Annotated in this window: 9 protein-coding genes; 3 read left to right on the top strand and 6 right to left on the bottom strand. The window is 54.6% G+C overall.

The features are described from left to right. The first annotated feature begins 143 nt into the window (after positions 1-143). From H0X95_RS35160 to H0X95_RS35150, 3 genes are all read left to right on the top strand, one after another. Positions 144-1,055 carry a LysR substrate-binding domain-containing protein gene (locus H0X95_RS35160; protein WP_059722523.1) on the top strand — a complete coding sequence of 304 codons (912 nt, stop codon included), beginning with the start codon at positions 144-146 and terminating at the stop codon, positions 1,053-1,055. A 132-nt stretch (positions 1,056-1,187) separates the two neighbouring features. Next, positions 1,188-2,504 (top strand): MFS transporter, encoded by a 1,317-nt coding sequence (locus tag H0X95_RS35155; protein WP_059722522.1) that lies wholly within the window; start codon positions 1,188-1,190, stop codon positions 2,502-2,504. Positions 2,505-2,516: 12 nt separating this feature from the next. Beyond that, positions 2,517-3,758: a metal-dependent hydrolase family protein gene (locus tag H0X95_RS35150; RefSeq protein WP_059722520.1), complete on the top strand. Its 1,242-nt coding sequence runs from the start codon at positions 2,517-2,519 to the stop codon at positions 3,756-3,758. Positions 3,759-3,958: 200 nt separating this feature from the next. Here H0X95_RS35150 and H0X95_RS35145 read toward each other — a convergent pair whose 3' ends face one another. The 6 genes from H0X95_RS35145 to H0X95_RS35120 form a co-directional block, all read right to left on the bottom strand. Further along, positions 3,959-4,255: a hypothetical protein gene (locus tag H0X95_RS35145; protein WP_006496041.1), complete on the bottom strand. Its 297-nt coding sequence runs from the start codon at positions 4,253-4,255 to the stop codon at positions 3,959-3,961. A gap of 813 nt (positions 4,256-5,068) precedes the next feature. Further along, a complete protein-coding gene (locus tag H0X95_RS35140) occupies positions 5,069-6,292 on the bottom strand; it encodes a 5'-methylthioadenosine/S-adenosylhomocysteine nucleosidase family protein (protein WP_193759704.1) in 1,224 nt (407 codons plus the stop codon). A gap of 7 nt (positions 6,293-6,299) precedes the next feature. After that, a complete protein-coding gene (locus tag H0X95_RS35135) occupies positions 6,300-6,761 on the bottom strand; it encodes a response regulator (protein WP_125332139.1) in 462 nt (153 codons plus the stop codon). Then, on the bottom strand, positions 6,739-10,278 hold the full coding sequence (locus tag H0X95_RS35130; RefSeq protein WP_125332141.1) for a hypothetical protein: 3,540 nt from the start codon (positions 10,276-10,278) through the stop codon (positions 6,739-6,741). Before H0X95_RS35130 ends, H0X95_RS35135 begins: the two co-directional genes overlap by 23 nt. A 412-nt stretch (positions 10,279-10,690) precedes the next feature. Further along, positions 10,691-11,491, bottom strand: coding sequence for an FRG domain-containing protein (locus H0X95_RS35125; protein ID WP_193759705.1), 801 nt, complete (start codon positions 11,489-11,491; stop codon positions 10,691-10,693). Positions 11,492-12,219: 728 nt separating this feature from the next. Continuing rightward, positions 12,220-12,612 (bottom strand): methyl-accepting chemotaxis protein (locus H0X95_RS35120; RefSeq protein WP_230878342.1); only part of this gene is annotated, 393 nt, incomplete at its 5' end.

The raw sequence follows: 12,612 nt of genomic DNA, 5'->3' as shown, positions 1-12,612 counted from the left end.
TCTCGGGAACGTGTCGGTGTTGGTGTTGTTTCGCGCAATCTTCGCACGAATAGGGCGAATCCACAGCCCCGTCACGAGTGGCGATTTTCGTCAGGTCCGCCCGTATCATGGAGGCAGCGCCTCCCCTGACTCCCCTGCCCGCCATGCGCATCACGCCCCTGCCGCCCCTTCAGTGCCTCATCGCGTTCGAAGCCGCCGTGCGGCACGCGAGTTTCACGAAAGCCGCCGCCGAACTGCACCTGACCCAAAGCGCGATCAGCCGCCAGATCCAGCAGCTGGAGGAATTCCTCGGCCGCTCGCTGTTCGTGCGCGAACACCGTTCGCTGCGGCTGACGATCGCCGGCGAGCAATACGCGGCGCAAGTCCACCGTCTGCTCGTGCAATGCGCGGAAGCCACACACGACGTCATGAAACCGTACGGCGATCTCGAACTGACGATCGCGTGCTCGTCCGGCGTCGCGCTGCTGTGGCTCACGCCGCGGCTGCCGAACTTTCGCGCCACCTATCCCAACATCAAGCTGCGCCTGATCGTGCGCGACGGCCTGACATCGATGTCGCCCGCGGAATTCGACGTCGGCGTCTACTACGTGCGCCAGCAGGCGCCGGCCGAATACACCGCGCGCCGGCTGTTCGACGAGGAGGTGTTCCCCGTCTGCGCGCCCGGCTATCTGGCCGACCGCACGCTCGACGCGGCCGATCTCGCGAACGAAACGCTGCTGCGCCTCGAAGACGGCCAGCGCCAATGGATGTCGTGGTCCGAATGGTTCGACCTGAACGACGTCGACCGGCAGAAGGCGCAGCCGCAGGACATCACGATCAACTCCTATCCGCAGATCGTGCAGATGACGATACTCGGTCAGGGCGTGTCGCTCGGCTGGCGCTACATGATCGACGCCTGCATCGAAGCCGGCCTGCTCGTGCGCGTGACGGAAGCGTCCGCGAGCCACGGCGGCGGCTATTACGTGATCTCGCCGAACGACCGCGCGCAGAACCAGGCCGCCCGCCTGTTCACCCGCTGGCTGTTCGAACAGGCGGAGCAGCAAACCGGGGCCTGATTGCCCTGCGCGGGATGCATGCGCGCAGCGCATGCAGGCATGCGAATCTTTCGTTTCAGAAAAAATTGCGGCTGTCCTTAGCATGGGATTCACGCGGGGCAGCCGCCCCGTCTTCTGACCAAGGAAGAGACCATGCAAGGAACGCTCTCCCCGCGCGCCGCGCCTGCCGTCGATGCAGCGGTGCAACAGCGCCGCCGCGCCATCGTCGCGACCGTGATCGGCAACGGTCTCGAATGGTTCGACTTCACCGTCTACAGCTTCTTCGCGGTGATCATCGCGAAGCTGTTCTTCCCGACCGGCAACGAACTGACGTCCGTGCTGCTCACCGTCGCGACGTTCGGCGTGGGCTTCTTCATGCGGCCGGTGGGCGGCATCGTGCTCGGCGTCTATGCCGACAAGGTCGGACGCAAGGCCGCGCTGTCGCTCACGATCCTGCTGATGGCGGCCGGCACCGCGCTGATCGGGATCGCGCCGACCTACGAACAGGCCGGCATCGCCGCGCCGCTCCTGATCGTCGTCGCGCGGCTGCTGCAAGGCTTCTCGGCCGGCGGCGAGATGGGCGGCGCCACCGCGTTCCTCACCGAATACGCGCCGCCGGAAAAGCGCGCGTATTACTCGAGCTGGATCCAGTCGAGTATCGGCTTCGCGGTGCTGCTCGGTGCGGCGACCGGCACGTTCGTCACGACGTCGCTCGACACGCAGGCGCTGCATAGCTGGGGCTGGCGGCTGCCGTTCCTGCTCGGGATCATCGTCGGGCCGGTCGGCTACTTCATTCGCAGCCATATCGACGAGACGCCCGCGTTCAGCGCCGTCGAATCGCAGGCGAAGGAAAGCTCGCCGTTGAAGGAAGTGCTGCACACGTATCCGCGCGAGACGTTCGCGAGTTTCTCGATGGTCATCCTGTGGACCGTCTGCACCTACGTGCTGCTGTTCTACATGCCGACCTATTCCGTGCGCACGCTACATCTGCCGCAATCGACCGGCTTCACTGCCGGCATGGTCGGCGGGCTGATGATCATGTGCTGCTCGCCGATCGTCGGGCGACTCGCCGACGCGTGGGGACGGCGCGTGTTCCTGTCCGGCTCCGCGCTCGCGATCCTCGTGCTCGCGTGGCCGATGTTCTCGTGGATCAACCATGCGCCCGGGTTCGCGTCGCTGATCGTGTTCCAGGCCGTGTTCGGCGTGCTGATCGCCACTTACACCGGGCCGATTCTCGCGGCGTTCGCGGAGCTGTTTCCGACCAAGGTGCTGTCGACCGGGTTATCCGTTGCGTACAACTTCGCCGTGACGATCTTCGGCGGGTTCGCGCCGTTCCTGATCACGTGGCTCATCGCCCGCACCGGCAGCAACATGGCGCCCGCGTTCTACGTGATGCTCGCGGCGGCCGTCAGTTTCGTCGGCACGCGCTTCGTGAAGGATGCGAAGCGTGCGGCCGCCACGACTCGATAAGGATTTTTGCTCATGACCATTACCGTGCTTCAAGGCGGCAACGTGCTCGACCTCGAACGAGGCGTGTTGCTCGAACATCATCATGTCGTGATCGAAGGCGAGCGGATCGTCGAAGTCACCGATCGGCCGGTGGATTTGCCGAATGCGCAGGTGATCGATGCGCGCGGCAAGACCGTGATGCCGGGGTTCATCGATTGCCATGTGCATGTGCTGGCGTCGAATGCGAACCTCGGTGCGAATGCGACGCAGCCGAATATTCTCGCGGCGATTCGGTCGTTGCCGATTCTCGATGCGATGTTGTCGCGTGGGTTTACCAGTGTGCGGGATGCAGGGGGCGCGGATTGGAGCTTGATGCAGGCCGTTGAGACGGGGCTGATTCCGGGGCCGCGGATTTTTCCGTCGGGGAAGGCGTTGTCGCAGACCGGCGGGCATGGGGATTTTCGGCCGCGTGGTGATGTGCTGGAGCCCTGCTCCTGCTGTTTCAGGACGGGGGCGATTGCGCGGGTCGTCGATGGCGTCGAAGGGGTGCGGCTCGCCGTGCGTGAAGAGATTCAGAAAGGCGCGACGCAGATCAAGATCATGGCGTCAGGCGGCGTGGCTTCGCCGACCGACCCGATTGCGAACACCCAGTATTCGGAGGATGAGATTCGGGCGATTGTTGATGAGGCCGAGGCTGCGAATACTTATGTGATGGCGCATGCGTATACGGGGCGGGCGATTGCGCGGGCTGTGAGGTGCGGCGTGCGGACGATCGAGCATGGGAATCTTGTGGATGAAGCGGCTGCGGCGCTGATGCATGAGCGGGGGGCGTTTGTGGTGCCGACACTGGTGACTTATGACGCGCTGGCGAAACACGGGGCGGAGTTTGGGATGCCGGCGGACTCCATCGCGAAGGTGGCCTCCGTGCAGCAGAAAGGACGCGAGTCGCTTGAGATCTATGCGAAAGCCGGCGTGAAGATGGGGTTCGGGTCGGATCTGCTCGGGGAGATGCATGCGTTTCAGTCTGGGGAGTTTCGGATTCGAGCGGAGGTGCTTGGGAATCTGGAGGCGCTTAGGTCGGCGACGACGGTGGCGGCGGAGATTGTGAATATGACGGGGGAGCTTGGGGTGGTTGCGGCGGGAGCGATCGCCGACCTCGTCGTGCTGGATGGAAATCCGCTTGAGGATATCGGTGTCGTGGCCGATGAAGGCGCGCGGGTCGAGTATGTGTTGCAGCGGGGGGCGGTTGTGAAGCGGCGGGTTGGCGGGCAGTGATTTGACGCCATTCGGCTATTTCAGCAGGCGCGGTGCGGCCTCACGGGCCTTGCGGTCGTGACAGTTGTTGACGGTGGCTACAGGTGTGATTCGAGGCGTTCGCGGCAATGGCCGGGGCGGTGTCGCCCCGGCGGTCAAGCGCATTCGGGAAACGCCTGCGTTCCACTCGCTAGAGCCGCATCAAGCGGCCCTTGCAGACGTTACAGCGGCGGCGGTACCCAATCAGGATCGTGGTACGGCTGCTCTCGCAGCGCCAACTGGCCGTAGTCCGGAGTGATCGTGATCTGCCGGGTCACGTAGTTGGCGTTCAGATATATGCGGTCGCCCGGCTTGAATCCGAAGATCTTGAAATCAATGTCGATCGCCTGCATCCACGGCAGGTACGGCCAGCCTCGTTTGGGAAGGTCCGGGTAGTTGCGCAGGACCAGCTCAAACCTCTTCTGCATGTTGACGGGTTTGTTCTTTCTACGACGTGGCTTAGTATTGGCGTCAGCCATTTCCGACTCCTGTACTGAGTTGGTGGTGGTCAGCGGGTCGTATGGGTTGCCGCCCATGCGGCCCGCGCTTTTTTGGTCCCTCGAGTTTCCCCTTCTTTCTCCCCTCTTCGCTGGGTCTTGTTGGGCAAGACTTTTTCAACCATCGGGGCGGAGGGGGCTGCGTTCAGCCTCCGATGGCGAGAAGCAAGGCTTCACGATCAGTGTAGTCGAGCTGTCATCTCAGAAATGGGGAATTGAGGGGGATTGGCCGTTAGGTAGAGGACATTCGCAACGCATGACGGATGCTGCGAATCGATTACGCCATATTCCTGAACGTTCGCTGAATCACCAAAAACTAATCGGTTGGATTCGCTACGCTTGCTCGTTGCTGACCACAAGAGCTTCTCAACTTTCTCCTTAAAGGACTATCGTGAGTAGCGATGCAGATCGCTCGCTCAAGACGAAAACAATTTGGCGATCGCGCGCTCGATGTACTATCGTCGAGGTTGGAAGGGGTGCCTCTAACGAGGCCCCCGTGGGTATAGTCGATCGCGCCTAAGATGTCGGGTACCGCCATCATAATAGCCAAGCGTAGGGTCGACGCCCACCAATCTCTCTTGACGAGAGCATCGGATTCCCGTGAATCAATCGATTAAATTTCGATCAAGTTGCTTCATCACGGTGACGTTTTTTGCCGGACGTCAATAATCAATACATTTGAGTACCGCTCCATTGAAAATCAAATTCTCTATTGCAGCACTGCTCGCCCGCCCTCATGCGATTCACAAATTCGCCAATTTCGAACTGCGGAATAAAGATCAAATCGCCCAAGCTTTAGTCTGAAATTGGAAAATCGTCGCTTCGTACCAACACGTCAAAGAACCTTGCGCTCGTGAAAGATGCGTAATCTTGCCAATCGTCGCTTTTCTCGGCATCCGCGAAGTCGCAAACGGATTTGATGACGATTGGAACCGGAGAAGGCTTTCGCCCATAGTCAGCAGCAGCCATCACGGCGTATGCTTCCATCTCAACCGCAATAAGCTCCCGATTCTGATTGGCGATAGGAAAGATGGCGCGACTCGTTGCAAGTACAGCCGCACCCGAGGCCATTGGGCCTATTCTGATATTCAAATTCGCCGGCGCGGGTCTGTCTCCCCATGCATTGGCGATTACTTGCTTTGTCTCAGCCTTGTTGCCAAGTTCATTCGCGAGTTGAGAAATCTGCGGTTCAAGTGGATGTTGGTACGGTGCAGCGAGAAACACGGCTGACCCGTCTGCCGACTCCGCATGTTTGCCGCTCCCGCAGTCCCATGATGGGTCGGCAACGATAACATCTCCTAGATTCGTTTTTCCTTTGACTCCCGCGCATATCCCCAACATGACGAGGTACTTCGGTCGAAATCGCTCCACCATCTTCGCCGCGAGTGCAGCGGAAGACGGCATACCCTTCCGTTGCGCGGTTGCGGCAACTACAGCCAACGGTCTGTCCGCACGAGGGATAACACCAAAATGATAAGCGGTCGGATCATCAGCAAATCTACGGTCTTTCCAACCATAGTCAAGTCGCAGCACCTCCGAAAGCTCTGGTTGCAGTAGAGCAGTCACAATGGCGACATCTACTTCCGGGGTTGCCAGTCTCTCCCGGCGAACTCGTTCGGCAGCGAGACCAATACGGCCCAGAATGACAGGCTTCCAGTCATTTTTCTTATCAGAGAATCCGCAAAGGGCGGCGCCGCGATTTTCGACCTCGGTTTTCATCTCATCGAGATTCTCCTCGCGAGCAGTAACAAAAACGACATCAGATGGCAGCATTGCCTTATCGTCATTTAACAGCAGATCAAATAGATCTAGACCACCTCTCGGAGACGGTGGCGCCCCTACCGCATCCGGAAGTTGCAAATCGATGATAAGCAAATCGAACTTTGTAGCCCGCATGGCACGTCGCGCGGCGGACGCAGTTGTTACATGCTCCGCTTCGACTGCGAGAGAAATGGACGAAATCGCTCGCGTGATCTCCCCTGCCTTTTGATATTCGTCGTCGACGATTAGAAATCGCATTGTGTTCTCAAAGAATAGTACTGATGATTTCGCGCAACGAGGAACGCCATCCTTCCTGCGCGACATTATAGTAAACGAGACCTCTATAAGTCGGCGAGAATCCTTGCTCAAGCCGCTCCGTAAGTCCTTCGATTGACATACTACTAGGCCCTTCCCCAAATGATCCAAACATTGTGACCACTATTGTTGGAATCTCGATACCTCTCAACTTCATCTGCGCCAATATATCTTCACCCGCAAAGCTCTCAGGCTTTCCACCGCCAGGCTCCTCGAATGATACGTCGTAATTAGGCATACTCATGTCCAGCAGGATGAGCTTATATATGCCTTGTCCTTTTACAATAGACCTCAATCCGCCATTCAGCGACCGCGCAATATCAATTTCATATTCACTATAATCAGTGCGCAACAGATCGGAAATGACGCTACTCTTCTCTTCATCATCTTCAATTAAAAGTATCTTCTTCATCAATTTTTTCCAATCCGAAATCCAGCTCTACACGAAAATGATCCTTGTCTGAGAATCCGAAATCTAAATGTGGATCGCGATACTGTGGAGCATTTATCGTCGCCCAAATTTTTCTAAATCCACTCTTCCCCTCGATTTGAGCCTTGCGTCTCGACTGATTTTGGACGATGTCCATTCGCAGCGCCGCCAGCCGCTCCATATTTGCCGCGATTGCCAAATTTTGATTACTATTGTTCTCAACAATAACAGAAACTCGACCGTCCTTTGTCCGGATATCAAACTTCACATGGAGCTCGGAAATCGGAAGATCTGAATGAGTGATAGCATTTTCAATCAGTGCACATGAAATATCCACCATCCCATCCAGAGTACGACCCGGCATTGATACCGATCCAGCATCACATTTAACTTCAACGCCTTGCCAGCCACTAGCAGCGGACATCGTATTGGTAATCATGTTCGTTGCGACAAAGACAGCAAAATCAGGTGAATAATCCTGTCGATCATATACTTCGCTACGCCTAAACCAGGAAACCACTACCGCCAACTTGATTTGCAAATCGGTCCGCGCACGTGCAATGCTATCGTGCAGAGCGCCGATTAGGTGATCAACACCCACCGCACCAATCTCATCCGAAAGACGGTCAAATGCATTCATAAATCTGGTTCGTATAGTCGTAGACAGAACCTGCTGAACGTGCGCTAGATTTTCGTCCGTTTTTTCCCAAAGCGTTTCAACGCATCGATTTATGAATTCACCCAGATTGCGCAAACCCTTATCATACTCCTGCATGTATCTGCGCTCGAGATTGGATGAGCTATATACAAAAAGCGCACTTGGATGCCGCCCTTGATCAATCAATTCGTGAATCACTGCGATTTGAATTAAATCATCCCGAACATGATCAATGATAGAATCGAAATTTTCACTAAAATGATCAAGCGCCTGCAAGAGCTTAACACGCTGCGCCTCACGCAACTCCGAAAGCTCTCCATTCCAATATTCATTGGGCAAATAGGAAGTCTTCCCCTCCTGCCTCTCCGTAATAAGCCTTTGATCCGCAACAGACTTTCGAAGAATATTACTCAACGTACCATGACGAACACGCGTACTCAGATAAGCATTTAGCCCATGGTCTCCGTTTAGAAACTCATTAGTTACCTCAGAGAACATTGAAGCAAACTGAACATCAAGTTCGTTTGTCGCAGAGCCCGCCAGTATATGTGAGTGGGAAAGCGCCTTTGCAATCGACTCGTTCTTCCCTCGAATCTCCGCGAGCAAATCCGCAATTACTTCGACAAAATTATCACTCTGCACCGGCAAAGCCTGCATCGCACCTTTATACTTAGCATAAGCATCGCCAAGTTTAATTTGCAATGCCTTCTTTATTGCAGAAATATCAACATAAACTTTACTTTGCTCCACAAGGTTTGTGGCTTTTGCTATTTCCTGCTGCTTCACTCGCTCACGAATCTCATTCAAGTAAACGCTACTATTCTTCGAATCGATGTCAGCAAGGACGCGACAAACCCGGACGCGCGCTTCCTCGATCTCACGGGTTCCCTCATATAGGAGCGTTTGGCGCATAACTTCCGGCCGCCAGACCTTATCTAAATACATCACAACCTTTTCGATCCCATACTCCGCTACGCGAAGTTTAAAATCTTCAGGTTGATTAATATCATTATCAATTTGAAATTTTTCAAACGCGTACCTAAGGTGAGGAAGCCTATCGTCTTTGAAGTAATTTGCGTAAAGCTCAAACAATAGAGGGACCGAAATGGTATTAGGCCACCCCTGCGGCTTACCAAGCATTTCTGTAAGCTGCGGTATTGGAAGAATGGTTGGAACGTCTGGCCAACCAAGGTAGGTTGACACCAAAGTTTCGGTTGACGAACGAAGATCGCCAGCACCCGCCTGAGCGAGCGCTAGACAAGCCCCTGCGCGCGCCTTCTCTTCTTCAGTCACGGCGGTGTCTGCAAGCCACTCAAATGTCTCGAGCGCCAATTCGTAGTCGCCAGTGTGTAGATAATAGCGACCCAAATATTTTTTCTCGCGGAATGCATCGACCTCCCCTCCCTTGTCATTTGCGACACCTTTACTTACAAGCAAATAAACAGAAGAAGTCGTCGGAAATGCCTCTCTTATAAAGGCCGGAAACGAATCCGATGCTTCGAGACGGCGTAGAACTTGTGTAAAGGGAGTAACGTACTGATCCAGTGCGTATACACGTCTGAGAGTCGCCGTCGGATAGTGCTCTTGCTCTTGAGCCAACTCGCTGACGACTAGTGCTCTGGCATAGCCTATCCAAGACTGCCCGAAGAATCGATCGTTCAGCCGTAATATAGAATATGCTGCAGCATACGCATCGGCAGAAAACCGAAAAACCTTCTCTAAATTTTCTGAAACCTCCCCAAGCAACCCTGAAAGTGGTTTTATTTCTTTACCGATCTTAATTGAAACCTTAATGATCAGGGCCAGCATAGAGACATCATCGGGATGGTTTGCAATGTAACCGTAGGCCGGCTCTAACATTTCCGCATACTGACCAGCGCTGTATTTTTCTATTATCCATGCTCGCTTGGAATCAATAGCAACTTCTTCCTGCTTGCTACAAAGCGCGATTACTACGGGAGCAAGCCTAGGATCTCGTATACGGCGATAGAGAAGCGAGACGGGTCGATCCAGCTGATCGGCAAATGTAAGTGGGACGGATGGATCGGCTGCAATAGTCTGCAAAAACGCTATTAACGTTTCATAATAATCGATAGCACAAGCTTGGGATTCGATAGACAGAGTTGCAGGCATACTGTCAATCGGAGTTGAGCCTAATTCAAACAGCTTCACACGTGCGTAGACGAAATAATCCGATGCAGCGGCGTCTTCGCCAAAGGCTCTGGTCAACTCGCCCTGGAGATAACCTGGGACAGTCGTTCCCTCACATCGCTGGGAGATGAAGCGAATAAGCAAGGCGAGAAAATTGTTGTCGTTAATTTGTTCGTCGTATTGCCGTGACTGCGCTCGCCGCTGATCTATACCGTCCCATAGCTGGGTTACAGTAAGACGATTCTGGATCAACCATAACGACCACCCAAACGCCCTTTGCACGTCGTCCAGCACCAAATCAACTGTCTCTCTGTCCTGTGCAAGCAAGGCTCGTTCAAATTTGCGGCGCTGATGGACAAACTCCCTTAGCTCGTCAGAAAATTGAATAGCACTTGAGATAGCCCATATAAGCTCACTGACGAGTGATCCTGGCGTAGTAAGTCGCGGCTCGGTCAACAGGATCTCCAGCGCAGCTGGAAACGGTATGCCGTGTAAGGATTCGAGGTCAGCTTTGTTTCGAAATATTTGTGGAAATAGAGAAAAAAGCCGTTGGCCGCTTAACTCGTGCTTCGCAAGAACAAGAGCACTATATTTCGTCGGCGCACGGCCTCGTGCCTTCGCGATAATTTCTCGGTCCGTTAGGGCTCTTGGCCTTGCCTGGACTGGCGGACGATGGCGTGAAGCGGACATATTCTTAATTTCCTCTGTCGAATCAACATTATGGCATTGAATGGCATTCAACTTTTTTGGCGTTCACGCTACGGACAGACGGCACTGCGACGCCCTCGAACTAGAGTCGCTCTCCTGCTCCTCATAGTTCCGTTAGATGAGCCAGCACCTTTCAAGTGAGCGGGACAACAGATATGACCGCCTCAACGTACTTTAGCGCCTCATCTAGGTTAGTGGCTGTTGCATGCCCCCGCCGCCCCTCTTGACAGCGACACTAGATGACATGCTGTCGAATAGCTGATCCGCCTGCCTTCCAGCTCGGAACTCACCAATATAAACTCTCTCGCCAATATTGGCTACTTGTGCAACAAATTCTCTGATAAAAATTTACCCCCAATAGTCTATAGACTATTTAAGTAGCCGCACTCCGAATTTAAACTTCCCGTTCGAGAATTCTCTTTTTTACGCGCAGCGCCAGCGCCAGCAATGGATCATTTCTCTCCTCCGGATAAAGTGCATCTTTGCCGACGATAGGAAATCCATTATCCCTCCAGAAAACCTCCGGATTAAATTTAAACTTTGCGATGAGTCGTCGCCCAAAATCTGTTTCATAGTGCAAATATTGAGATTTTTGACTAAAATCAGACATATCCGGATACTCTCCAAGCAAGTAGCCCTCTTGTATGTGTGGCCGCACGGCTGATGGCGGACATATACTCGACAAGCGAACCGCTTGCAGTCCAGCTTCTGCACTCGCAGTAATGCCGCCACCGAGATTGGGCACGCCCAGGACAAAGACGTAAGCCTCATCCCCCGCCCCGTGGCTTGCAAAGGACGCAGCGACTCGGAGCGAGTGGGTAACATCAAGCAAGGGCGTTCCGCATACCTCATAGTGTTGCAAAATGGACCATCTCACGATACGAAGTCGCTGGACTTTATTTACACCGAGAAGTCGAGCGGACTCGCACTCTTCAATTAATATTCTTTCAGCCTTTTCTAGAACTGCAAACCGTCTCTGCAGCTCGGATATCCCAGGATTTTTCCCATCGTTACCACGTAGAAGACTTGGCTTCAGTGACGTGTAATTATTTTTATTTCTATAGTCGCAAGATTGTCCTCGGAACAACAAGATGTGGTTGCTATTCCTGAATTGGAGCTCCGCCACTTTGGTCGCGAGATCAAAATATGAAACAACACCATGCGCCTCAGCCTTTCGAAAATCCTGTCCTCTCACGACTTCTGCCCATGGAGAGTCGCCATGGAATGACCATATTTTATGTTGGTTAATAAGCTCCAAGTATCCCCCGGAATCGTACGATACGTTTTGCCGAGCGCAGCGGTAGTCGGTCGCTATTCCGTGCTCGATAGCTAATTTTCAAGGTTACGGCATCGGCAACCAGCTGGCAACGGCAAAAGCAGGCGAAGACAACGGCTATCTCGGCAGCGTCCTCGGGCCAATCTCAGTACCTGCAACAGTTGCTCAAAAAAAGATAAGGGGCTGGAGATGATTCTGAGAAGCAGGCGCAAATGGCGTATGCGCGATCGCGACCATTGAAGACTAGCGGGTTTGCCAACATGGGAATCAACGCCGACGGCCGAAACTGCAATAACTCCACCGGATTCGTTAAGCGCGAGTCACCGTTCGTCGTCGTCGGATAGAGGTCGAGCGGCTGGTGTCCACTCGGGATCGGACGCTCCTTGGTCGGTCGACACGGCAGCCTTTGGTCCGAACACGGACATTAGTCCGACGACCCGGTAACAAAAAAGTGGGCTCCTATTGAACGATATTATTCACGATACGAATCCGCCGGCGCCCCGACAATCTCCCCCGATCTTCGATCTGAAATACGGCTCATCGTTACCGAAGGTAACCAACTCCACGCCGACAAACGAAAACGGCCGCAGTGCCCCCGCGGCAACCGCACCGCAGTAACATCTCAATCCCAAACTGCAAACCACCCCTTACTCATCCACCTTAAAAGCCGAAACCAGCTTGGTCAATTCCGCCGCCTGCTGTTTCAAACTCTCCGCCGCCGCCGCGCTTTCCTCGACCAAAGCCGCATTCTGCTGCGTCATTTGATCCAAAGACTGCACCGCATCCCCAATCTGATCAATCCCGGCACTTTGCTCCAGGCTAGCCTCGGCAATCTCGCTCATCATCGCGCTAACGCCTTGAACCTGCGACACAACATCGCTCATCACCTTCCCCGCCTCACTAACGAGCCGCGACCCGGCACCCACCGTCCCCGCGCTATGCTCGATCAGCGATTTAATCTCCTTCGCCGCCTGCGCGCTACGCTGCGCCAGATTCCGCACCTCCGAAGCGACGACTGCAAACCCGCGCCCCTGCTCCCC

It is taken from the genome of Burkholderia sp. 9779_493, assembly GCF_015712215.1.
GTDB classification, from domain to species: Bacteria; Pseudomonadota; Gammaproteobacteria; order Burkholderiales; family Burkholderiaceae; genus Burkholderia; species Burkholderia cenocepacia.
This window is presented reverse-complemented; position numbering and strand designations above follow the sequence as displayed.